Raw genomic sequence first — 25,109 nt, forward strand, 5'->3', positions numbered from 1 at the left:
CCGAACTTCGTTGTAGGCTGGTGGCTTTTCACCCTTGTCCTCTTTCTGGATACCCTCGCATGCTTTCTTCCCGGCACCGTCGGGCCATTCGTTTGGCCACCCATTTTCTTGCGCCATATCGTTGGCAGGCCTTTGGTGCACTGCTGGCGCTGATTGTTACGGCGGGCATCACCTTGTCGATGGGGCAGGGCATTCGCCTGTTGGTCGACAAGGGCTTCATGACTCAGTCACCGCATTTGCTCAACCAGTCGATCGGTTTTTTTCTGGTGCTGGTGCTGGGATTGTCAGTGGGCACCTTTGTGCGTTTTTACCTGGTGTCATGGATCGGTGAGCGGGTGGTCGCCGACATTCGGCGCCAGGTGTTCAATCACCTGATCGGCTTGCATCCGGGGTTTTATGAAAACAACCGCAGCTCGGAAATCCAGTCACGCCTGACCACCGACACCACTTTGCTGCAATCGGTCATCGGCTCTTCGCTGTCCTTGTTCTTGCGCAACAGCCTGATGGTGATTGGCGGTGTGGTGTTGTTGTTTGTCACCAACCCCAAGCTCACCAGTATCGTGGTGGTTGCCCTGCCACTGGTGCTGGTGCCCATCCTGTTCTTTGGTCGCCGGGTGCGCAGTTTGTCGCGTCAGAGCCAGGACCGAATCGCCGATGTTGGCAGTTATGTCGCCGAAGCCTTGGGGCAGATCAAAACGGTTCAGGCCTACAACCATCAACAGCAAGATCAGCAGCGCTTTGCCAGCACTGTGGAGCAGGCCTTTGCTACCGCGCGCAAACGCATCCTGCAACGGGCCTGGCTGATTACCTTGGTTATCTTGCTGGTTCTAGGGGCAGTGGGGGTGATGCTGTGGGTTGGCGGCATGGACGTGATCGCAGGGCGTATCACCGGCGGCGAGTTGGCGGCGTTTGTGTTTTACAGCCTCGTCGTCGGCAGCGCGTTTGGCACCCTGAGTGAAGTGATTGGCGAGTTGCAACAGGCAGCGGGTGCGGCAGAGCGTATTGCCGAACTGCTGCAGGCGAAAAGCCTGATTTTGGCGCCGAGCACGGGGTTGCGCGTGTTGCCTACGCGGGTTGAGGGTAATTTGCAGCTTGAAAACCTGCATTTTTCCTACCCGTCACGGCCTGAAAGCTATGCAATTGACGGCCTGAGCCTGTCGGTCAAGGCGGGCGAGACCCTGGCCCTGGTGGGGCCATCAGGGGCGGGCAAGTCGACATTGTTTGACTTGTTACTGCGCTTTTACGATCCGCAGCAAGGGCAGATTCTGCTTGAGGGGCAGCCGATCACTCAGCTTGACCCGCAAGACCTGCGCCGTTGCTTTGCCCTGGTGTCGCAAACCCCGGCACTGTTTTTCGGCACCATCGAAGACAACATCCGTTATGGCAATGCCCAGGCTAGTGATGCGCAAGTTGAAGCTGCGGCGCGCATTGCCCATGCCCACGACTTTATCCTGCAAATGCCCGAGGGCTATAAAACCCATTTGGGGGACGGCGGTCTGGGGTTATCGGGCGGTCAGCGCCAGCGTTTGGCGATTGCCCGGGCGTTGCTGGTCGATGCGCCGATCCTGTTGCTGGATGAAGCCACCAGTGCGCTTGATGCCCAGAGCGAGTATTTGATCCAGCAGGCCTTGCCCAGCCTGATGCAAGGTCGCACGACGCTGGTGATTGCCCACCGCCTGGCCACCGTACAAAACGCCGATCGGATTGCGGTGATGGATCAGGGCAAGTTGGTTGCCATCGGCACCCACGCCCAGTTGATCGCCAGCAATCCGCTGTATGCGCGGTTGGCGGCGTTGCAGTTCAATGTGGGGGGGTGAGGTCTGATGTTCTGTAGCCGCTGATGAGGAACGAAGGCTGCGACTCAAACACCTCGCAGCCTCGCTCCGCTCCTCCGCGGCTACAGAGCAGGGGTGCCGGATTTAGCGGTACTCACACAGGTAAGCAGTATCTACTGCAACCTTGAGCTGGAACTTGCTGTTGGCCGGTACATTGAACTGGCTACCGGTCTTGAAGGTTTCATACTCGCTACTGCCCGGCAGTTTGACGCTCAGCTCACCCGACACCACGTGCATGATTTCACGCTCGGCCGTACCGAACTCGTATTCACCCGCAGCCATGACGCCAATGGTGGCCTTGCCTTCGGTTTGTGTGAAGGCAATCGACTTGACGGTGCCGTCGAAGTATTCGTTGACTTTAAACATGGCGATTCCTCGGAGTGGGCTAAAAATGGCTGGCCAGTATGCAGAAGCGGTTTTATCCCGTCACGCCCTTTTATGGGCGCTAACCCTTCAACACCAGCGGCAATAAACGGGCTGTATTTCGCGCATCTTCCAGGGCCCGGTGTTGTTGCCCGTTGAACTGCATCCCGGCCAGTTGCAGCGCGCTGTTAAGCCCCAGCGGACGCTTTAGCTGGCGGGCCTGGGCGAATTGCTGCTTGAGGTTCATGTGCGGCAATTGCAGCAGGGCACTGTCCAGCTGGTTTTGGCGCCACTCCTGCTCCAGCTGTTTGCGGTCGTAGTCGCCCCAACTGGCCCAGCCTTCAAGCCTGGGCAGATGCTGGCCCAACCAGCGTTCGAACTGTTCCCAGACCTGCACCATGGGCGCCCCGGCATCAATATTGGCCTGGGTGATCCGGGTTAGCTGCCGACAAAAAGGCGTCAACAACGGGCGCCGTTGCGGGCGAATAAAACGCTGAAAATGGCCCACTTCGCGGCCCGTGCGGGTGACCACACTGGCGCCGATTTCAATCACTTCCATTTCTTCCAGAGGCCAGCCGCCATCATCGGTCGTGGCTTCCAGGTCAATTACCAGCCAGTGAGGCATGTGCAGCTTCCTTGAACAGCATCGGCGTTGAGGTTGCAGCGTAGCTAAAGCACAGGCCCTGAGACTAAATTTGTAGTGGGCCAGTCAACTGCTTGCTTGCTAGTCTATATACGCTTTAATTGTGTGCGTGCTCGATCTCAGGTCGTGTGTCGATCAATAAGTTCCAGCCATGGGCGCCGCCAGATGTGTATGGTTTTGAAGTGTTTGCCAATGCAGGTGGTCCACAGCCTGCTGCTGGTCCTTGGCATGGTCTGGTTGACACCGGTTTGGGCCGTCCAGGAAATCAGGGTCGGTGCCGCACACTTTCCGCCGTATACCGTGCGCCCGGAACGCGGCGCCGATATTGGCCTGTTGTCACAATTGCTCAACGCCCTCAACCAGTTGCAGAGCGACTACCGTTTTGTCCTCGTGCCTAGCTCCATACCGCGCCGGGTGCGCGATTTCGAGCGCGGGCGGGTGGACATGATGATGTTTGAAAACCCCGCCTGGGGTTGGCAGGGGCTCTCTTACATTGCTGTCGACATGGGCCTTGAAGACGCTGAAGTGTTTGTCGCCAAGCAGTACCCTGATCGCCAACAAAACTATTTCGACGACCTCAAGGGTAAACGTCTGGCGCTATTCAGCGGTTATCACTACGCCTTTGCCGGGTTCAACCCCACGCCCAAATTTCTCACCGAATCGTACAACGCAATGCTGACCTACTCCCACGAGAGCAACCTGTTGATGGTCTTGCGCGGGCGGGCAGATATTGCATTGATGACCCGCTCCAATCTTATCGACATGCTGCGCTACGCCCCGCAGGCCAAGTCGGAGCTGATCGTGTCCCAGCGTATCGATCAGACCTATCGTCACTACGCGCTGCTGCGCCCGCAAGCACCGATCCAGAGTCAGCATTTTGCCCAAATGATGCAAAAGCTTCGTGACAATGGTCAGTTGATGGCTATTTTTGCACCTTACAAAATTGCAGTAGTCGCGGTCGAGCCTTCCTAGGCTAAATTTTTCGCCACGGTTCACGTTCTCTGCGTAACTGTTGACGATAAACGTGAGCCCGAACCATGACTGCAATTACCCCGACTCCACCGGCGATGACCATCACCGCAGGCACTCGCCATCCGCTGCGAGCGCCAAAACCCCAAGGTGAAGTCTATCGACGTTTCGATGCGCAGCTTGGCGCCTGGATTTCATTGCGGGCGCTGGACATCGAAATCGACCTTGAGCGTTTCAGCCGCTGGCAAAACACTCCGCGGGTGATGGATTTCTGGGAAGAGGGCGGCACCCTGGAAAAGCATCGCCAGTACCTGGAGAAACTCGCGGCAGACCCGCATACCCTGACCCTGATCGGTTGCTTCGATGATCAGCCATTTGCCTATTTCGAGGCCTACTGGGCCAGGGAAGACCGAATTGCGCCGTTCTACGACGTGGATGACTACGATCGTGGGATTCACATGCTGGTGGGAGAGCAGGCGCATCGTGGGCCGCACAAGGTTGCCAGCTGGCTGGCAGCGCTGACCCATTACCTGTTTCTGGATGATCCGCGCACTCAGCGCGTAGTGGCTGAACCCCGGGCCGACAACGCGAAAATGATCGGCTACATGCAGAGTCAGGGCTATCACCGCTTGAAAGAGTTCGACTTTCCGCACAAGCGAGCGGCCCTGATGATGCAGAGCCGGGAGCAGTTTTTTGCAGGGCGGGAGTTGGTCTGACGCACGCTAAGCAAATCTTTGTTGGAGCGAGCCCGCTCGCGATGGCATCAGCGCCGCCCCCAGAGGTCGTGCGAGCTCAGCGTCGGGCAAAGGTATCGGCTTGCGTTCCCGATACCTTGCGGCAATGCACCAGCGCATCGCGAATCATGAAGTTGACCAGGGTTGGCGACACGCCCAACTCCTTGGCAATGTCCTTTTGCTGCACGCCGTGCAGGCGATACATCTCAAACGCATAGCGGGTACGGCTCGGCAGCTCAGTCAGCGCCGTAGCGATGTGTTCCAGGGTCGAGAAATTGATATGCGAGGTTTCCGGAGACGCGCCGTGAATGACCACATTCAAGCCTTCCTCTTCCGTGCCCGAGTACTTCTGCTCGAGCGCCTGCTTGCGGTAGTGATCGATTGCCAGGTTGCGCACGATCTGGAACAGATAACTCAGCTGCGCCTTGAATGAAGAGGTGATCTGCGGCGCGGACTGCAAGCGGAAGTAGGCATCCTGCACCACATCTTCAGCCCTGGATCGACAACCGGTGATGCGTGCTGCGATCTTGACCAGGATAAGTCGGTTATCGACGAAAGCTTGAAGTAAGGGTGAGTCGCACTTGCTTGTGGACATTTGTTCCGTCATGGAGATCACCTGATGCGATTGAATGAGTGAGGGCCACGGCAAGGGAGGCGACCTACACAGCTGGTCACAAATTAGGCTTAATGATAATGATTGTCAATTGAGAAACAGAATTAATACCGATTCAGACGACAGACTGAGACATGTCTCACAACGCCCGCGAATGACTTTAAAAGGCCATCACTGCAATGGCTAATTAATTGCCTGGCTCAACCGTTTTCAATGCATGAACGCCGGATACAGAGGCCGGCAATGAATGGTTTGAGGCAGGAGGGCGAGATGTTTTTTGAGCGTAAACCGTCGTTATTTCTACGCAATGGCAGCCTGGCATGAGCGACGTGATCAAGTTGCGTCTGTTCTGCCTGCCTTACTCGGGCGCCAGTGCAATGAGCTATAGCCGCTGGCGCCGTTCCATGCCCGAATGGTTGCAAGTGCGCCCACTGGAACTGCCGGGGCGCGGCATGCGGATGGACGAACCGCTGCAAAGCGATATACGCCGTCTGGCCTGCCAGTTGGCCGATGAAATCAGTGCCGAACTCGACCGTCCTTATGCCTTGTTTGGGCACAGCCTGGGCGGGCTGCTGGCTTTCGAGCTGGCCCATGCCCTGCGTGAGCGCGGCCTGCCTGCACCGCTCGCGTTATTTGCTTCGGCCACGGCCGGGCCTGCCCGGCGCGATGTCAGCGAATACACCGTGGCGAAAACCGATGAACAGTTGATTGCCCGTTTGCGCGAGCTTAAAGGCACCGGCGAAGAGCTGCTGGCCAATACCGAACTGATGCAGTTGATGCTGCCGATCCTGCGCGCCGATTTCCTGTTATGTGGCAGTTTCAGCTATGGCCAGCGTTCGCCGTTGCCCATTCCCATCCACGTGTTCGGCGGCAAGCAGGACAGTGTACGCACCGAACAACTGCTCGATTGGCAAACCGATACCTGCAACAGGTTTTCCCTCGACATGTTTGAGGGCCATCACTTCTTTCTGGTGCAGCAGGAAGTTGAGTTGTTGCGCAGCGTTCGCCGTTACGCCGAAGAGCATCTGACACGCTGGCGCAATCAGCAGGCCCGACAGCCTGGCGGGTAAAGCCGCGCGCTGTTGCCTCGTATTTCAAGCACACCGATTTTCTTTCAAGCCGACCCCAGGCAGGAAACCCCATGATGGACGCGTTCGAACTCCCCGGTAACTTGGCCCAAGCCCTTCAACTGCGTGCAGCAAAGACCCCGGATCGACTGGCGCTACGGTTCCTCGCCGACGACCCGCTGGACGCGGTGGTGCTCAGTTATGGTGAGCTGGATCTGCGTGCGCGCACCATTGCCGCCGCCTTGCAGGCCAATGCTGGCGTGGGCGAGCGAGCGGTCTTGCTGTTCCCCAGTGGCCCGGATTACGTCGCGGCATTTTTTGGCTGTTTGTATGCCGGGGTGATTGCCGTGCCGGCCTATCCACCGGAGTCGGCACGCCGTCATCATCAAGAACGCTTGTTGTCGATTCTGGCCGATGCCGAGCCGCGCCTGCTATTGACCAGCGGCGCTCTGCGCGAGCCCTTGCTGCAAATGAGCGAACTGGTTGGCGCTGATGCGCCGCAATTGCTCTGCGTCGACAGTCTCGACCCGCACCAGGCCAGCGCTTGGCAGCCGGTTGCCTTGCAGGCCGACGATATTGCCTTTTTGCAGTACACCTCAGGCTCCACTGCGTTGCCCAAAGGCGTGCAGGTGACCCACGGCAATCTGGTTGCCAATGAGATGTTGATCCGCCGCGGATTTGGTATCGACCTCAACCCGGATGACGTGATTGTCAGCTGGTTGCCGCTGTATCACGACATGGGCCTGATTGGTGGTTTGCTGCAACCGGTGTTCAGCGGCGTGCCCTGTGTGCTGATGTCACCGGCCTATTTTTTGACCCGACCGTTGCGTTGGCTGGAGGCCATCAGTGAGTACGGTGGCACCATCAGCGGCGGGCCGGACTTCGCCTATCGGCTATGCAGTGAGCGGGTCAGCGACACGGCCTTGGCTGCGCTGGACCTGAGCCGCTGGCGCGTCGCCTATTCGGGGTCCGAGCCGATTCGGCAAGACACCCTTGAGCACTTTGCGGATAAATTTGCGCCTTGTGGCTTCAGCCCAGACAGCTACTTTGCTTCCTACGGTTTGGCCGAAGCCACGCTGTTTGTCACTGGCAGTCAGCGCGGTCAAGGCATCCCGGCTCTGTGCCTGGATGACCTGGCATTGGCCAACAACCGGATCGTGGCGGGCGACGGTAGTCCGGTGATGAGTTGTGGCTTCAGTCAACCCGAACACGCAGTGCTTATTGTCGACCCGAAAAGCCTTGAGGTTCTGCCTGACAATTGCGTTGGTGAAGTCTGGGCCAGCGGCCCGAGCATCGCCCACGGTTACTGGCGCAACCCCGAGGCCAGCGCCAGCACCTTTGTCGATTTTCAAGGCGGTATCTGGCTGCGTACCGGCGACCTGGGCTTTATGCGTGACGGCGAGCTGTTTATCACAGGTCGGCTGAAGGACCTGCTGATCGTCCGCGGCCACAACCTCTACCCACAGGACATCGAAAAAACCATCGAGCGTGAGGTCGAAGTGGTGCGCAAAGGCCGGGTCGCGGTATTCGCGGTCAACGCCAAAGGCGAGGAGGGGATAGGCGTTGCCGCTGAAATCAGCCGCAGCGTGCAAAAAGTCCTGCCCCCGGAAACGTTGATCAACAGGATTCGCCAGGCGGTGGCTGAAGCTACTCAGCAAGCCCCGAGCCTGGTGGTACTGCTCAATCCTGGAGCACTGCCGAAAACCTCCAGTGGCAAACTGCAGCGTTCGGCCTGTCGTAGCCGGTTGGCCGCTGGCAGCCTCGATAGCTATGCGCAGTTCCCCCCTGAGCACGGCGCGCCAGCCTCGGCCGATGCGGTGCAGCGTGGGAGCGAGCTGGAGGCCCTGATCGCCTGGGTCTGGTGTGAGCATTTGCAGGTTGAGCAAGTGGCGCCAGACGATCACTTTTTTCTGTTGGGCGGCAACTCGATTCTAGCCACCCAAGTCATCGCCCATCTGCGCCAGGAACTCAAGCTTGAGCTGAATCTGCGCCTGTTGTTCGAGTCCCCGACCCTGAGCGCTTTCGCAGCCGGGGTAGGCGCCTTGCAGCAGGATGGCGGGCTGGCCCAGGGCGCAATTGCAACCTTGCCCCGCGATCAGGAATTGCCCCAGTCGCTGGCGCAGAACCGTCTGTGGTTTATGTGGCAGCTCGACCCGCAGAGCAGCGCCTATACCATCCCGGGTGGCTTGCGTTTGCGCGGTGAACTGGACGAAGCGGCGTTGCGCAGCAGCTTTGCGCGCTTGATCGAACGTCATGAAGCTTTGCGTACACGTTTTTATGAACGCGATGGCCAGGCCTTGCAGTGCGTTGATGCCGCGAGCGACTTTGCTCTGCAAGTGGTCGACCTCAGCACCTTGGCGAGCCCTGAGCGTGAAGCCCGGGCACAGCAAGTTCGTGAGGAGCAAGCCCGCACCCGATTCGACCTGGAGCACGGCCCGCTATTTCAGGTCACGCTGGTCAAGCTCGATGATCAAGAGCATCAGCTGTTACTGACATTGCACCACATCATCGCGGACGGCTGGTCGTTGAACCTGTTGATCGACGAATTTTCCCGGTTCTACGCGGCAGCATGCCTGGGCCAGCCGCTGGAGCTGGCGCCGCTGACACTGCAATACGCCGACTACGGCAGTTGGCAGCGCCAATGGCTGGCGCAAGGCGAGGCCGAGCGTCAGCTCAACTACTGGAAGCAGCAGTTGGGCGATCAGCACCCGAGCCTCAGCCTGAGTACCGATCACCCGCGCTCGGCGCAGCGTAAACACAGCGCTGCGCGTTACAGTCTGAAGCTCGATGCGGCCCTTGGCAGCGCCATCCGGCAAACGGCGCAGGCCCACGAGTGCACGCCATTTATGCTGTTGCTGGCGAGCTTGCAGACTCTGCTTCATCGTTACACCGGCCAGCGTGATATTCGCATCGGCGTCCCCAGTGCCAATCGCCCGCGACAGGAAACCCACGGTCTGATCGGCTTCTTTATCAACACCCTGGTGCTGCGCGCCGAGCTGGATGGGCGCCTGGCATTTGCTGACCTGCTGCATCAGACCCGTCAAGCTACCCTCGATGCCCAGGGGCATCAGGACCTGCCGTTCGAGCAACTGCTCGAAGCCTTCCCGCAAGCCCGTGAGCAGGGCCTGTTTCAGATCATGTTCAACCACCAGCAGCGTGATCTTGGCGCCTTGCGCCGTCTGCCGGGCTTGCTTGCCGAAGAGCTGCAATGGCACAGCCGCGAAGCCAAGTTCGACCTGCAATTGCACAGTGAAGAGGACCGTCATGGGCGCCTGACTCTGGCGTTCGACTACGCTGATGAACTGTTTGACGCTGGCACCATTGCGCGGTTGGCCGAGCACTATGTCAGCCTGCTGGAGCAGGTCACCGCCTGCAGCACCCGGCCCCTCGGCGATCTGCAACTGCTCAATGCACAGCAGGTGCGCGAGCAGCAGCAGTGGAGCGCCGCCCCCTGTGCCCCTGCCGAACGCTGGTTGCCCGAGTTGCTGGAGCAGCAGGTTCAGCAGGCGCCGGACGCCATCGCCTTGATGTGGGACGGTGGTAGCCTCGACCTGGCCAGCTTGCATGCCCAGGCCAATCGCCTGGCGCATTACCTGCGCGACAAAGGCGTTGGCCCGGATGTACCGGTGGCGATTGCTGTCGAGCGTTCGCCGCAGTTGCTGATCGGTTTGCTGGCGATTATCAAGGCCGGTGGCGCCTATGTGCCACTGGATCCGGACTACCCGCCGGAGCGTCTGGCCTACATGCTGCAAGATTGCGGCGCGACAATCCTGCTCAGCCAGAGCCATCTGCTGGGCAGGCTACCCGCTGGTAAAACCCTCAGCGTGATTGCCATGGACAGCCTCAAGCTGGACAACTGGCCAAGCCATGCGCCGGGCTTGCATTTGCACGGTGATAACCTCGCCTATGTGATCTACACATCCGGCTCCACCGGCCAGCCCAAGGGCGTGGGCAATACCCATGCGGCACTCGCCGAGCGTTTGCAGTGGATGCAGGCCACCTACGCGTTGCAGGTCGACGATGTACTGATGCAAAAAGCTCCGATCAGCTTCGATGTGTCGGTGTGGGAGTGCTTCTGGCCGCTGATAACCGGTTGCCGTCTGGTCCTGGCAGGGCCCGGCGAGCACCGCGACCCGCAACGTATTGCACAGTTGGTGGAGCAATTTGGCGTCACCACCCTGCACTTTGTGCCCGCGCTGTTGCGCCTGTTTGTCGACGAGCCGCAAACCCGGCAGTGCAGCAGTTTGCGCCGGCTGTTTGCGGGCGGCGAGGCCTTGCCCGCCGAGTTGCGCAATCATGTGTTGCAACAGTTGCCTGCGGTGCAGTTGCACAACCGCTATGGCCCGACCGAAACCGCGATCAACGTCACCCATTGGCAATGCAACCTGGCAGATGGCGAGCGTTCGCCCATCGGTCGGCCATTGGCCAACGTGCTGTGCCGGGTACTCGACAGCGAACTCAACCCGCTGCCGGCTGGAGTGCCAGGCGAGCTGTGTATTGGCGGTAGCGGTCTGGCGCGGGGTTATCTCGACCGGCCTGGGTTGACCGCAGAACGCTTTGTTGCCGACCCCCTGGGCGAGCCGGGTGCCCGTCTGTATCGCACCGGTGATCAGGTGCGCTGGAACGCGCACGGGGTGCTGGAATACCTCGGGCGTTTCGACCAGCAGGTCAAGCTGCGTGGCTTTCGCGTCGAACCGCAGGAAATCGAGGCCTGCTTGCTGGCCCAACCCGCTGTGGCGCAAGCGGCGGTAATGATCCGCGAGACGGCCGCCGGGCCGCAGTTGATCGGCTACTACACGGCGCTGCCGGGGGCGGCGTGCGAAGACCAGCTCAAGGCCGCACTGGCTGAGCAATTACCGGAGTACATGGTACCTGCGCAACTGCTGCGGCTGGACGCCATGCCCTTGAGCCCCAGCGGCAAACTGGATCGCCGGGCCTTGCCCGAGCCCGTGTGGCAAGCCCGTGAACACATCGCACCGCAGACCGAACTTGAGCAGCAAATAGCGGCAATCTGGAGTGCAGTCCTGGGGCTGGAGCGCATTGGTTTGCGCGATGATTTCTTCGCCCTGGGCGGGCACTCGCTGCTGGCCACGCAGATTGTCTCGCGGGTGCGTCAGGCCTGTGATGTGGAACTGGCCTTGCGCACTCTGTTTGAAGCCAGTGAACTGGGTGAGTTTGTCGCCCAGGTGCAGGCGATTCAGGCGGCAGGCCAGCGCAACACGCAATTGCCCATCGCCCTGGTCGACCGTAACCAGCCGGTGGCACTGTCGTATTCGCAACAGCGCATGTGGTTCCTCTGGCAAATGGAGCCTGACAGCCCGGCGTACAACGTCGGTGGCATGGCGCGACTTAAAGGCGTGCTGGATGTCGAGCGCTTCGAAGCCGCTTTGCAGGCCCTGATCCAGCGCCACGAAACCCTGCGCACCCGCTTCCCCAGTGTGGATGGCGTGGCCTGTCAGCAAGTCCACCGTGAAACCCTGCTGAACATGGCCTGGCTGGACCTCAGTCTGCTGGACGAAGCCACCCGCCAGCAGCGTCTGCAAGCGCTGGCCGACAGTGAAGCGCATCGACCGTTTGATCTTGAACGCGGCCCGCTGCTGCGCGCGTGCATGGTCAAGGCCGCTGACCGCGAACACTACTTTGTACTGACCTTGCATCACATCGTTACCGAAGGCTGGGCGATGGATATTTTTGCCCGTGAACTGGGCGTGCTGTACGAAGCGTTTGTCGATGATCGTTTGTCGCCACTGACGCCGCTGGCCGTGCAATACCTCGACTACAGCGTATGGCAGCGCCAGTGGCTGGAGTCAGGCGAGCGCCAGCGCCAGCTCGATTACTGGACCGCCAAGCTCGGCAACGAACACCCGCTGCTGGAGCTCCCCGCCGACCGTGTGCGGCCTTCGGTGCAAAGCCATCGGGGCGAGCTGTACCGTTTTGATCTCAGCGCCGAACTGGCGGCACGGGTGCGGGCGTTCAATGCAGAGCACGGTTTGACCCTGTTTATGACCATGACCGCAACCCTGGCGGTGTTGCTCTATCGCTACAGCAGCCAGACCGACCTGCGCATCGGCGCACCGGTGGCCAACCGCATTCGCCCGGAAAGCGAAGGGCTGATTGGTGCGTTTCTCAATACCCAGGTGCTGCGCTGCCAACTGGACGGGGCGATGCGCGTTGGAGAATTGATCGAACAAGTGCGCCAGACCGTGATCGAAGGCCAGTCGCACCAGGACTTGCCGTTCGACCATCTGGTCGAAGCGCTGCAACCGCCACGCAGTGCAGCCTACAACCCGCTGTTTCAGGTGATGTGCAACGTGCAGCGCTGGGAATTCCAGCAAAGCCGCGAGCTGGCGGGCATGACGGTCGAGTACCTGGCCAATGATGCCAGGGCGACCAAGTTCGACCTCAACCTGGAAGTCACTGACCTGGACCACCGCCTGGGCTGCTGCCTGACTTACAGCACGGACCTGTTCGACGAACCGCGTATCGCGAGCATGGCCGGGCACTGGCGCAACCTGCTGGAGGCACTGTTGGGCGATCCCGAGCAGCGTCTGAGCGAATTGCCGCTGTTGCACGCCCTGGAACAACAGCGGCTGCTGGCTGGCATGGCGCCGCCAGAGGCCGAGTACAACCTTGAGTCGTGCATCCACAGCCTGTTCACCGAACAGGCGCTGGTACGTCCCGATGCCATTGCCCTGACTTTTGGCGGGGAGCACTTGAGCTATGCCCAGCTCAATGGCCGCGCCAACCGGTTGGCCTGGCGGCTGCGCGAACTTGGGGTCGGTCCGCAGGTGCGTGTAGGGCTGGCGCTGGAGCGCTCACTGGAGATGGTGATCGGCCTGCTGGCGATTCTCAAGGCTGGTGGCGCCTACGTGCCACTGGACCCGGAGTACCCGCTGGAGCGCCTGCACTACATGATTGAAGACAGTGGCATTGGTTTGCTGTTGAGTCACCGCACCCTATTTGCCGAACTGGGCGAGTTGCCCGAGGGCGTGGCTCGCTGGAGCCTGGAAGACGACAGCCCGCAACTGGCGGCTTATCCGTGCAGCGAACTGCCGTTCATCACCATGGCGCAGCATCAGGCGTACCTGATCTACACCTCGGGCTCTACCGGCCAGCCCAAGGGCGTGGTGGTGTCCCACGGTGAAATTGCCATGCATTGCCGCGCGGTTATCGAGCGTTTTGGCATGCGTCCGGATGACTGCGAGTTGCATTTTTATTCGATCAACTTCGACGCCGCCACCGAGCGCTTGCTGGCACCCCTGCTGTGCGGCGCGCGGGTGGTGTTACGCGCCCAAGGGCAGTGGGATGCGCAGGAAATCTGCCAACTGATAGCACAGCAGCAGGTCAGTATTCTGGGCTTTACCCCCAGTTATGGCAGCCAATTGGCGCAATGGCTGGAGACCCAACAGCGGACCCTGCCAGTGCGCATGTGTATCACCGGTGGCGAGGCACTGACGGGCGAGCATCTGCAACGCATTCGCGATGCATTCCAGCCGGATGTGTTTTTCAATGCCTATGGCCCGACCGAAACCGTGGTTATGCCGCTGGCCTGTCTGGCTCCGCAACATCTCGAAGAGGGCGCAGCCAGCGTACCCATTGGCCAGGTAATTGGCGCACGGCTGGGGTATATCCTCGACGCTGGACTGGCCTTGGTGCCGCAAGGTGCCACCGGCGAGTTGTACATTGGCGGGGCGGGGCTGGCGCAGGGTTATCACCGGCGTCCGGGCATGACGGCCGAGCGCTTTGTCGCCGATCCGTTTGCATGCAACGGTGGGCGCCTGTACCGCACCGGCGATCTGGTGCGCCAGCGCGTCGATGGTCTGGTCGAGTACCTGGGGCGTATCGACCAGCAAGTGAAAATCCGCGGTTTCCGTATCGAACTGGGGGAAATCGAAACTCGCCTGCTGCAACAGCCCGGCGTGCGTGAAGCCGTGGTTCTGGCGCTGGATCTGCCCGCTGGCAAGCAACTGGCAGCGTATCTGGTAGTAGATACCGCGAAGCAGGATCGGGCGCAATTGCGCGCAGCACTCAAGGCGCAACTACCGGACTACATGGTGCCCAGCCACTTTATCCTGCTGGCCAGCATGCCGCTGACGGCCAACGGCAAGCTCGACCGCCGTGCCTTGCCAAGCCCGGACCCTGAGCTTGAGCGCCAGCAATACGTGGCCCCGAGCGACCCGCTGCAACAAAGCCTGGCGGCGGTCTGGTGCGACGTACTGAACCTGAAACAGGTGGGCCTGGACGATAACTTTTTTGAGCTGGGCGGCGACTCGATTCTGTCGATTCAAGTGGTCAGCCGCGCCCGGCAATTGGGGATTCACTTCAGCCCCCGGGACCTGTTCCAGCATCAGACCGTGCAGGCGCTGGCCAATGTCGCCTCGCGTACTGAACAGAATCGCGCCGAGCAAGGACTGCTTCGCGGCGAGTCGGCGTTGACGCCGATCCAGCACTGGTTCTTCGACACCGACATGCCCAACCGCGAGCACTGGAACCAGTCGCTGCTGCTGGCGCCAACCCTTCGTCTTGAGCCGCAGCCACTGGCCCGCGCGCTGGCTGCATTGTTGGAACAGCATGACGCCTTGCGTTTGAGCTTTGGTGAAAGGGCCGGGCAATGGCGGGCCGAATACCGCACCGAGTTCGATCAGCCGTTGCTGTGGCACGAGACAGTTGCGCATATGCAGCAATGCATTGGGCTGTTCGCTGATGCCCAGCGCAGTCTCGATCTGCAACAGGGCCCGCTGCTGCGTGCGGTACTGGTAGATGGTCCGGATGGCGAGCAACGCTTGCTGCTGGTGATCCATCACCTGGCGGTGGATGGCGTGTCCTGGCGCGTTCTGCTCGAAGACCTGCAAACCCTCTATCGGCAAGCAGCTGCGCAACAAGCGCTGCAATTGCCGGGCAAAACCAGCGCCTCAAGTGCCTGGGCGGCACGTCTGCAAGCCTATGCTGGTAGCGATTCGCTGCGCGAAGAACTGAGCCTGTGGCAACGGCAACTGAACGGCCCGCGGGTCGAATTACCGTGTGCCAACCCGCAGGGCGGGCGGCAAAATCTGCACGCCCATACCGTCAGCGTGGGCCTCGGTTGCGAGCACACCCGCCAACTGCTGCAACAGGCACCGAGTGCCTATCGGACCCAGGTCAACGACCTGCTCTTGACCGCTCTGGCACGCGTACTGTGCCGATGGACCGGGCAACCCTCGGCCCTGGTACAGCTCGAAGGCCACGGTCGCGAAACCCTGTTTGACGAGATCGACCTGAGCCGCACCGTGGGTTGGTTCACCAGTGCCTATCCACTTCGGCTGACACCCTCCAGCGCAGGGCCGGGCGCCTCGATCAAGGCGATCAAGGAGCAACTGCGCAGCGTGCCGCACAAGGGGCTGGGCTATGGCGTGCTGCGCTATCTGACCGATAGCGCGACCCGTGAGGCATTGGCCGCCTTGCCTGAGGCTGCGGTCACCTTCAACTACCTCGGTCAGTTCGACCAGAGCTTTGCCGATGATGCGCTGTTCCACCCTCTGGACGAGCCGACGGGTGCGGCCCATGACCCGCTGGCACCGTTGGCGAACGAGCTGAGTATCGACAGCCAGGTGTATGGCGGTGAATTATTGCTGCGCTGGACCTTCAGCGCCGAGCGTTATACCCCGCAGATCATCGAGCAATTGGCGCATGCCTATGTCAGCGAACTGCAAGACCTGATTGGCCATTGCCTGAGTACCCCCGCGGGCGGTTTTACGCCGTCGGATTTCCCCCTGGCCAGGCTCGATCAGGTCCAGCTTGATGCCTTGCCGGTTGCTGCCGAGCTGATTGAAGATCTGTACCCGATGACTCCGATGCAAGAGGGCATGTTGCTGCATACGCTGCTGGAACCGGGCACCGGCTTGTACTACATGCAGGACCGTTATCGGATCAACAGTGCCCTTGACCCGCAGCGTTTTGCCGATGCCTGGCAGGCGGTGATTGCTCGCCACGAAGCACTGCGTGCCTCGTTCTGCTGGAACGTCGGCGAGCAGATGCTGCAAATTATCCATCGTCCCGGTGCTGCGCCAATCGACTATCTGGACTGGAGCGCCGAGCCCGAAGACGACCATGAAGCGCGCTTGCAGGCACTGCACAAACGCGAGCGCGAAACCGGCTTTGATTTGCTCAATCGGGCACCGTTCCACCTGCGCCTGATCCGCTTGGGCGAGGCCCGTTACTGGTTCATGATGAGCAACCACCACATTCTGATCGATGCCTGGTGCCGCTCACTGCTGATGAGCGACTTTTTTGAAATCTACAGCGCCCTGGGCGAGGCCCGAACCCCGCTACTGAGCGCGGCACCCCGTTATCGCGACTATATCGGCTGGCTGCAACAGCAAAATCTGGAACAGGCCAAAAACTGGTGGCAACGCAACCTGCAAGGCTTTGAGCAGACCACCCATATCCCCAGTGATCGTCCGTTCCTGCGTGAGCATGCGGGCCAAAGCGGCGGCATGCTGGTGGGTGACTGTTACACTCGCCTTGAGGCACGCGATGGTGTGCGTTTGCGTGAACTGGCGCAGCAGCACCAACTGACCATCAACACCTTCGCCCAGGCGGCGTGGGCTCTGGTGCTGCGTCGCTTCAGCGGTGAGCGCGACCTGGTATTTGGGGTCACTGTGGCCGGGCGGCCGGTGGAGCTGGCGCATATGCAACAGACCGTCGGGCTGTTTATCAACAGTGTGGCGCTGCGTGTGCAAATGCCCCAGGACGGCCAGCCGCTGGGGGTTGCTCAATGGCTCAGAGCCTTGCTTGAACACAATATCGAACTGCGCGAATACGAATACCTGCCGCTGGTGACGATCCAGGAGCGCAGTGAACTGCCCAAGGGCCAGCCACTGTTCGACAGCCTGTTCGTGTTCGAAAACGCGCCAGTGGATATGTCGGTCATGACCCGCGCCCAGCACCTTAATGCGACCTCCGATTCGGGCCGTACTCACACCAACTTTCCGCTGACTGCGGTGTGTTATCCAGGTGATGACCTGGGCTTGCACCTGTCCTATGACCAGCGCTTTTTCGAGCATGGCAGCGTTGAACAGATGCTTGGGGAGTTCAAGCGCCTGCTGTTGGCCTTGATGGACGGCCTCGATGGCGACATGAGCGAGTTACCGTTGTTGGGCGAATTGGAACAGCAATTTTTGCTCGACAACTGCAACCGCAGCCAGCGCCAATACCCGCTGCAACAGAGCTACGCCGAGCTGTTTGAAGCGCAGGTTGCAGCGCATCCGCAGCGCATCGCCGCCAGTTGCCTCGAACAGCGCTGGACTTACAGTGAACTCAACCAGCGCAGCAACCGCCTGGGGCATGCTCTGATCGCGGCAGGTGTGGGGCCAGATCAACCGGTGGCGTTGCTGGCCGGGCGCGGGCTGGACTTGCTGGGCATGATTATCGGCAGCTTCAAGGCTGGGGCAGGTTACCTGCCGCTGGACCCGGAGCTGCCCGGCTCACGTCTGCTGCGCATTATCGAACTGAGCCGCACGCCGTTGCTGGTGTGTACCGAAGCTTGCCGCGAGCAAGCCGAGGCGTTGCTCGACGCCGCCGGGTGCGCAGTGCGTCCGCGCCTGCTGGTTTGGGAGTCGGTGCAAGCGGCCGGGTTGGCAGAACATGACCCGCAGGTGTACAGCCAGCCGGATAACCTGGCCTATGTGATTTACACCTCGGGCTCTACCGGACTGCCCAAGGGCGTGATGGTGGAGCAGCGCGGCATGCTCAATAACCAGTTGAGCAAAGTGCCGTATCTGCAACTGACCGAGCACGATGTGATTGCTCAGACCGCCTCGCAAAGCTTTGATATTTCTGTGTGGCAGTTCCTTGCGGCGCCGCTGTTTGGCGCTCGGGTCGATATTGTCCCCAATACCGTGGCCCATGATCCGCAGGCGTTGCTGGCGCAGGTCAATGCGCAGGGCATTACGGTGCTGGAAAGCGTGCCGTCACTGATCCAGGGCATGCTGGCCGAGGCCCCGGTGCAACTCGACGGTCTGCGCTGGCTGCTACCGACCGGGGAGGCCATGCCCCCCGAGCTTGCTTTGCAATGGCTGCTGCGCTACCCCGATATCGGCCTGGTGAATGCCTATGGCCCGGCGGAATGTTCGGATGACGTGGCCTTCTTTTGTGTCGACCATGCTTCGACCCAGGGCAGTTATTTGCCGATTGGCACCCCGACCGACAACAACCGTCTGTATCTGCTGGATGGCGCCTTGCAACTGGTTCCGTTGGGCGCCGTGGGTGAGTTGTGCGTGGCGGGCACCGGAGTGGGCCGCGGTTATATCAGTGACCCGTTGCGTACCGCGACGGTCTTTGTGCCCAACCCGTTTGGCGCGCCGGGCGAGCGTTTGTACCGCACCGGTGACCTGGCACGGTGGCGCAAGGATGGCGTGCTGGAGTACGTGGGTCGGATCGACCATCAGGTGAAAATTCGCGGTTACCGTATCGAGCTGGGTGAAATCGAGGCACGTCTGCACGAACAGGCACATGTCCGAGACGCGGCGGTCAGCGTCCAGCAAGGTGTTAACGGAAAGTATCTGGTGGGCTACCTGGTGGGGGCGCCTTCGGCCCTTGCTCAAAGCGAACAACTGGAGCAGATCAAACAGCACCTGCGCGCTGAACTCCCCGAGTACATGGTGCCGCTGCACTGGTTGTGGATGGAGCGATTGCCCTTGAACGCCAACGGCAAACTGGACCGCAAGGCGTTACCGCCGATTGAAATTGGTCAATTGCAGCGCGAAAACTTCGTCGCCCCGCGCACTGAGCTGGAACAGACTCTGGCTGATATCTGGGCACAGGTGCTGAACCTGGAGCAGGTCGGGGTGAGTGACAATTTCTTCGAACTGGGCGGGCATTCACTGTTGGCGACGCAAATCGCCTCACGGGTGCAAAAAGTATTGCAGCGCAACGTGCCGCTGCGAGCGATGTTCGAATGCAGTTGTGTTGAACAACTGGCGCTGTATATCGAAGGGCTGGAGAGCAGCGAAATCAACGAAGAAAAAGTCGATCGCCTGAGTGACCTGATGGCAGAGCTGGAGGGGTTGTAGGCGGTGATGTGAAGCCCGCTCCCGCAGTCAATGCAGGAGTGGGCTTGATCGCGTTGTTAGCGCCACTGTGAATCTGAGCTGCCGCGTCTCAGCATCGCAAATAACCCCTGGCGCCTGTCACCTACTTTGGCCCCAGAATCTGCACCAGTTTTTCTGGCGACGGAGCACCTTGCTGTTGTTGCAAGTTGCCTTGTTCGTCCAGATAGAAAATCGCCGGAGTCGCGGCAACATCCAGTTCTTCCATCAACTTCGCGTTGGCATCCAGTTTGGCCTGGATGTCCGCCGGGATTTTGCTCAATGGCTTGAGGGTGCTGGCCTTGCCGGCTTTCTCATGCTCGTGCAGGGCTTGCTGCGGGTTCTTGGCACCCAGCAGGGCGGCAGATTTGGCCGGGCTGTCTTCGCGGATGATCCCTACCATGATGTGGCGCAATTGCACTTTGCCCGAGTCGACCCAAGGACGAGCCTGTTCCCAGAACATGTTGCAGTACGGGCAGTTCGGGTCACTGAACAGGTAAACGGTGCGCGGTGCATCCTTTTTGCCATCGGCAATCCAGTTGCTCTTTTCCATCTCTGTCCAGACCTGCTTGGCCATCGGCTCGTACACCAGCTTTTGCAACGGGGCCAGGCTCAGGTCCTTGCCGTCGGCGTCATACAAATTGCCCACCAGCACGTTGCCGTCCTTGGTCAGGTACAGCGCCATGCCACGGTTCTGGTACTGGGCGGCATAACCACGCAAACCGCCGGGAGCGTCAAAGCTGCCGATGATCTTTGCGCCCTTGGCTTCAATCTTCTTGATTGCCGGTGGTAACTCTTCGGCCTGCAACACAGGGGATTGCAAGAGCGCCGCGCCCAGCAGGGCGGTCATGCTCAGGGTTAGCAGTTTGCGGTTAAACATTTTTGCTGATTCCTTGCAGGGTCGGCCTGTTGGGCCGACATTGAATTGTTCAGATTGAAGGGCTCCATGGCCCGGGCCAGACTGGCTTGCGACAGCTCGCCCAGATGACTGCCCAGCAGACGGCCTTCAGCGTTATAGAACAGGGTAGTCGGCAGTGCCATTGAGCCGACTTTTTGTGCCAGTTGGCCGCCGCTGTCGAACAGCACGTTGCTCAGGTTCAGGCCCTGGGTTTCAAGAAAGGTGCTGACGCTCTGCATGCTTTCGCCCTGATTGACGAACAGGAAGGTCACGTTCTGATGCTGATGCTGGGCGTTTTGCAGTACCGGCATTTCGCGTCGGCAAGGCGGGCACCAGGTGGCCCACAGGTTGATCACCAGCGGGCCGCCCTGATAGCTGCTCAACTGCACTGATTCGCCGTTGGCGTTACGCAACACCAACTCCGGGAGGCGCGTGCCCTGTTCGTAAAGGCTGGACGAAAGACTGGCCAGCAGCCAGAACGCCAGCCCGCTACCCAGTCCCCAGCCCAATGGGCGGCGCAACCCGACGCGGCGCGAGCTGAAAATGACCGCACCGACCAGTACCGCCGCCAGCCCCGGCCATAGCAAAAACCCGCCGTCGCGCAAATCGAGGACCTGCAGCGGGTCGTCCTTGAAATAGCGCCAGTAGCTGAGGACAAAACCGATGCGCGCGGTAAGCAAACCCAGCAAAAACAAGGTGAACAATACGGACTCGGGGTTTTCGCCACCGCGTTTGGCTACGCGCCAACCCACCAGTGTCGCCAGGGCAAGGGCCAGGATCAGCAGCAAGTGGTTGATGGCCAGCGCAAACGAACCGATGGTCAGGGTAAGCATTTATAGGAGTTCCCGGGTGGCGTTCCAGTTATTCAAAAAGGTCTGGGCGTTGACTTCGCCAGTGATACGTTGCCCGCGACGCTCAACGCCATTGGGGCCGATCCAGACAAAGCTGGGCGGGCCCGGTACCTGATAGCGGCTGAGCAGCTCGCGGCTGGCGACATTATCGGCGGTCACGTCAAGACGCAACAGGCGCACGCCTTGTAAGGCATCCAACACTTGGGGTTTAGCGAATACCTGCTTTTCCATAACCTTGCACGATACGCACCAGTCGGCGTAGTAATCGAGCATGACCCACTGCCCGTCAGCCTTGGCGCTGGCCAGTTCACGGTCCAGACTGGTGGGGTCCTTGATGGTGATAAAGGCGTCGTGGGCAGTGCTTGCGGAACTGCTGCCCGCCACTGTTTTTGCGGTATACACCTGCAAGGGTTGCCACAGCTCGGTGCTGCCACCGGCAGCACCCACCAGTAACAGACAGCCCCACAAACCGGCCAGCAGGCTTAGTGGATTGAACAGCGCTTTGGCGCGCAGAAATGTCTGCGCCTGCTGCCACAGGCTGCATCCCAGAATGATCTGCAGGACACCCCACAGACCGATCCACAAGGACTCATCGAGTACCGGGCGGACCAGCAACAACGCGGTGCCCAGGAACAGAAAGCCAAACAGGCCTTTCATCAGGTTCATCCAGGCGCCGGGCTTGGGCAGGAAGCGGCTGCCCACGGTAACCAGCAGCAACAGCGGCACGCCGATCCCCAGGCCCATCACAAACAGCACCAGGCCACCTTCAAGCGCATTGCCGCTTTGCGCGATATACAGCAAGGCACCGGCCAGCGGCGCCGTCATGCAGGGCCCAACCAGCAAGCCGGACAGGGCGCCAAGAATACCCGCGCCGATCAGGCTGCCGCCCTTGCGTCCACGCCCGGCGCTTTCCAGGCGGTCACGCAAGCCAGCGGGCAATTGCAGTTCAAAAAAACCGAACATCGGCAGTGCCAGCACCACAAACAATGCCGCAAAACTGCCCAGCAGCCAGGGTTGTTGCAGCAACGCCTGCAAGTTGGCGCCCAGCAGGGCCGCCAATACGCCCAGCCCGGCATACACCAGCGCCATGCTGATCACATAACTGCCGGCCACGGCGAAACCGCGTCCGGCAGTGGCACCACTGCCCACGACCAGCCCGGCCAGAATCGGCAACATTGGCAGAGAGCAAGGGGTAAAGGCCAGCAGCAGCCCGAGGCCGAAGAACAGCAGCAAACTCCAGCCCAGCGAGCGCTGCTGCAAACTCGCGGCCAGTGACTGGTCCTGTGCCTGATCTTGTGCGGCCATTGGCTGTGCACCGCCCAAGTCAACCGTCTGGCTTTGCGGCGGGTAGCACAGCCCCGCATCGGCGCAGCCTTGCCAACTGACCTTGACCTGACCGCTGGTGCCTGCCGGGATGACTATCGCAACGCTATCGCGGTAGACCTGGGTGGCGCCAAAAAACTCGTCGCTGTGTTCCAGCCCTTGCGGCAATACAGGGTTTTTTGCTGGATCCAGCCCGTCAAACTTGAAACGTTTTTGATACAGATAGTAGGTGTCGGCTATTTTCCACTGCAGGCGGGTTTCGCCTGAGGGCAATGGCTCGGCACTGAATACAAAGGCCTTGTTGACCGGCAGAAAGTCGGGCTGTGCGAATGGATTGTTCGCGGTCTGGGCCTGGGCCACACCGACCAAACACATCAATAGCAAGGACAGCAGCAAACGCATGGATAAAGCCTTGGGCAAGTTCAAGTACCGCTACAGTGTGTTCCTGCGATTAACCGATCATTAACCGATGCATATCGCGGTGTACACGGCATAATCGGCCCTTAATCCCATGACCTTTTAATTGGCTCATTTACGCGGGTATCAGCATGCATGTACTGGTTTGCGAAGACGACGAACTGATCGCCAGCGGCATCAAGGCCGGGCTGACGGCCCAGGGCCTGACGGTCGAGCATGTGGGTACGGCCAGTGCGGCGCGGGCGATGCTCAAGGCCGCCGAGTTCGATGTGATGGTGCTTGATCTGGGTCTGCCCGATGAAGATGGCCTCAAACTGTTGCAACAGTTGCGTCAGCAGGGGCTGGAGTTGCCCGTGCTGATTCTGACTGCCCGCGACTCGGTGACCGACCGTGTCGACGGTCTGCAAGCCGGTGCCGATGATTACCTGCTCAAGCCTTTTGACCTGCGCGAACTCGCTGCCCGCCTGCACACGTTGCTGCGCAGAGTGGCAGGGCGCAGCGTCAACCTGATCGAACATGGGCCCTTGAGCTACGACCCGAGCAGTCGCGTGACTCTGCTCGCGGGCCAACCGGTCGACTTGTCCCGCCGCGAGCAGGCGCTGCTGCAAGCCTTGCTGCATAACCGCGGGCGGGTGCTGTCCAGTGAGCAACTGAAGGACAGCATCTACGGCTTCGGCGACGAACTGGAGAGTAATGCCCTGAACGTACATATCCATCACCTGCGGCGTAAATTGGGCAACGGTATTGTTGAAACCGTGCGTGGCCTGGGGTATCGCCTGGGCCATGCCGATGGCGCAGAGTCCGAGGCATGATGAGCCTGCGCCTGCGCTTGAGCCTGACCATTGGCTCGGCGTTTGTTCTGGTCTGGGCTCTGGCTGCGGCCTGGATGCTCAGCGATTTGCGTCAGCAAATGATGTTTTCCCTCGATCAGCGCCTGGTGGCTTCGGCGCGCATGGTCGCAGGGTTACTGGAGCAATTGCCGCAATTGCCGGTAAAAGGCGCGGGTACCCATTTCAGTGCCGAAAAACTGACCATTCCCGGCGGCATGGCTTGCCAGGTCAGTTCGCTGCGCGGTGAGATTCTGGCCCGCAGCCACAATAATCCGGACCAGCCGATGCAGTCGCAAGCGGCGGGTTTCCACGACCAGATCATCGACGGCGCCGCCTGGCGCACCTTTACCCTGGATCGTGGTGATCTGCGTATCACCACAGCTGACCGTCAGATCGAACGCGAGGCCTTGAACCTTTCGGTATTGTTAGCCGCATCGGTGCCTGTGGGTATGGCGCTGATGGTCTGTTTGCTGCTGCTGTGGCTGGGCATCGGCCAGGGCCTGGCGCCGCTCAACCGGATGCGCGATGCCTTGATGCGCCGTGATGCCGACTCATTGCAACCGCTGCAAATCGCGCCACTGCCCAGCGAACTGAAGCCATTGCTCGATTCGCAGAACCAGCTGTTTGCGCGCATCGCCAAGGCTATTGAGCGCGAGCGACGGCTCACCGGTGATGCCGCACACGAACTGCGCAGCCCCCTGACCGCGATCAAAACCCACCTGCAAGTAGCGCGCATGACCGATGGCGAAGCCCGCGAACAGTCACTGGCCCATGCCGAGGCCGGCGCCGACCGTTTGCACCGTACCCTCGAACAATTACTGCTGCTGGCGCGGGTTGAAGGCAGCCTGTCGTTTGACGACGGGGTCAATTGCTCGGCCGAGCAAGTGGCGCGCCTGGCGATCCATGATGCGGCCGGTGACGCTGATGAGTGCATCCGTTTGCACCTGCCGGAAGACTTGCCGGCCACGGCGCTTGAGGTCCCGTCGGTATTGGCCATTGCTGCTCTGCGCAACCTGCTGGACAACGCCTTGCGCCATACCCCGGCGGGCACTCAGGTCGAGTTGACGGTTGCCGTTGAAGGTCCGCAGGTACGCTTCGTGGTGCGCGACCACGGCCCCGGCATTCCTCCTGAAACCCTGCAGCATATGACCCAGCGCTTCTGGCGCAATGGCAACAGCAATGGCTGTGGTCTGGGCTTGGCAATTGTGCAGGCGATAGTCGAGCGCTGCGGCTGCGAACTGATCTTCGACAGCCAGCCCGATGGCTTGCGGGTTGAGTTGCGGATGCCGTTGAAAGGCACAGTTGCCTGACCCTGTGGGAGCAGGGCAAGCCTGCTCCCACCTGTTCCCGATGCGGCAGCCGGTGCGAATACGCTCCAGTGGACTGATTTCGTTACAGCTTCAGTTGGGCCATGGTCTACAGTAACCGCGCTCTATTGAACCACCCACAGAAGGCTTTTTGTGGAGTGATTCCATTCCAGTTAAACAGACTCCACGGCGCAT

Annotated in this window: 12 protein-coding genes and 1 pseudogene; 7 read left to right on the forward strand and 6 right to left on the reverse strand. The window is 60.4% G+C overall.

What is annotated here, in order from left to right:
* The first annotated feature begins 59 nt into the window (after positions 1-59).
* On the forward strand, positions 60-1,817 hold the full coding sequence (locus N7D90_RS08420) for an ABC transporter transmembrane domain-containing protein (RefSeq protein ID WP_261741727.1): 1,758 nt from the start codon (positions 60-62) through the stop codon (positions 1,815-1,817).
* A gap of 102 nt (positions 1,818-1,919) precedes the next feature.
* On the opposite strand, the gene N7D90_RS08425 is transcribed toward N7D90_RS08420, so the two are convergent.
* The gene (locus N7D90_RS08425) at positions 1,920-2,201 is read right to left on the reverse strand and encodes a pyrimidine/purine nucleoside phosphorylase (RefSeq protein ID WP_261741728.1); all 282 of its coding nucleotides are present in this window, start codon (positions 2,199-2,201) and stop codon (positions 1,920-1,922) included.
* 79 nt (positions 2,202-2,280) lie between these two features.
* Positions 2,281-2,823, reverse strand: a complete 543-nt coding sequence (locus tag N7D90_RS08430) for an exonuclease domain-containing protein (protein ID WP_261741729.1) — start codon at positions 2,821-2,823, stop codon at positions 2,281-2,283.
* Positions 2,824-3,012: 189 nt separating this feature from the next.
* Here N7D90_RS08430 and N7D90_RS08435 point away from each other — a divergent pair, with 189 nt between their 5' ends.
* Both N7D90_RS08435 and N7D90_RS08440 read left to right on the forward strand, forming a co-directional pair.
* Positions 3,013-3,813, forward strand: coding sequence for a substrate-binding periplasmic protein (locus N7D90_RS08435; protein ID WP_395247246.1), 801 nt, complete (start codon positions 3,013-3,015; stop codon positions 3,811-3,813).
* A gap of 101 nt (positions 3,814-3,914) precedes the next feature.
* Positions 3,915-4,526 (forward strand): annotated as a pseudogene (locus tag N7D90_RS08440) (GNAT family N-acetyltransferase); the annotation flags it as partial.
* A gap of 76 nt (positions 4,527-4,602) precedes the next feature.
* Here the strand turns inward: N7D90_RS08440 and N7D90_RS08445 are convergent.
* Positions 4,603-5,151, reverse strand: coding sequence for an RNA polymerase factor sigma-70 (locus N7D90_RS08445; protein ID WP_261741730.1), 549 nt, complete (start codon positions 5,149-5,151; stop codon positions 4,603-4,605).
* A 326-nt stretch (positions 5,152-5,477) separates the two neighbouring features.
* Between N7D90_RS08445 and N7D90_RS08450 the strand changes: the two genes are divergently transcribed.
* Positions 5,478-6,227, forward strand: coding sequence for a thioesterase II family protein (locus N7D90_RS08450; RefSeq protein WP_261741731.1), 750 nt, complete (start codon positions 5,478-5,480; stop codon positions 6,225-6,227).
* Between the two features lie 71 nt (positions 6,228-6,298).
* The gene (locus tag N7D90_RS08455; RefSeq protein ID WP_261741732.1) at positions 6,299-19,273 is read left to right on the forward strand and encodes a non-ribosomal peptide synthetase; all 12,975 of its coding nucleotides are present in this window, start codon (positions 6,299-6,301) and stop codon (positions 19,271-19,273) included.
* 121 nt (positions 19,274-19,394) lie between these two features.
* On the opposite strand, the gene dsbG is transcribed toward N7D90_RS08455, so the two are convergent.
* The 3 genes from dsbG to dsbD are packed head-to-tail and all read right to left on the reverse strand — an operon-like array spanning position 19,395 to position 22,762.
* Positions 19,395-20,168: a thiol:disulfide interchange protein DsbG gene (gene dsbG, locus N7D90_RS08460; protein ID WP_261741733.1), complete on the reverse strand. Its 774-nt coding sequence runs from the start codon at positions 20,166-20,168 to the stop codon at positions 19,395-19,397.
* The gene (locus N7D90_RS08465; protein WP_261741734.1) at positions 20,147-21,019 is read right to left on the reverse strand and encodes a TlpA disulfide reductase family protein; all 873 of its coding nucleotides are present in this window, start codon (positions 21,017-21,019) and stop codon (positions 20,147-20,149) included. The genes dsbG and N7D90_RS08465 overlap by 22 nt, the downstream gene beginning before the upstream one ends.
* Positions 21,020-22,762 (reverse strand): protein-disulfide reductase DsbD, encoded by a 1,743-nt coding sequence (gene dsbD, locus N7D90_RS08470; RefSeq protein ID WP_261741735.1) that lies wholly within the window; start codon positions 22,760-22,762, stop codon positions 21,020-21,022.
* Positions 22,763-22,908: 146 nt separating this feature from the next.
* On the opposite strand from dsbD, the gene N7D90_RS08475 reads away from it, so the two are divergent.
* Together N7D90_RS08475 and N7D90_RS08480 are read left to right on the forward strand one after the other, a co-directional pair.
* The gene (locus N7D90_RS08475; RefSeq protein WP_261741736.1) at positions 22,909-23,589 is read left to right on the forward strand and encodes a response regulator; all 681 of its coding nucleotides are present in this window, start codon (positions 22,909-22,911) and stop codon (positions 23,587-23,589) included.
* Entirely contained in the window at positions 23,589-24,917 is a 1,329-nt protein-coding gene (locus N7D90_RS08480) for an ATP-binding protein (protein WP_261742403.1), read from the forward strand. The genes N7D90_RS08475 and N7D90_RS08480 overlap by 1 nt, the downstream gene beginning before the upstream one ends.
* The last annotated feature ends 192 nt before the right edge of the window (positions 24,918-25,109 follow it).

Origin of the sequence: Pseudomonas fragi (assembly GCF_025426255.1) — a bacterium.
GTDB lineage: Bacteria > Pseudomonadota > Gammaproteobacteria > Pseudomonadales > Pseudomonadaceae > Aquipseudomonas > Aquipseudomonas kulmbachensis.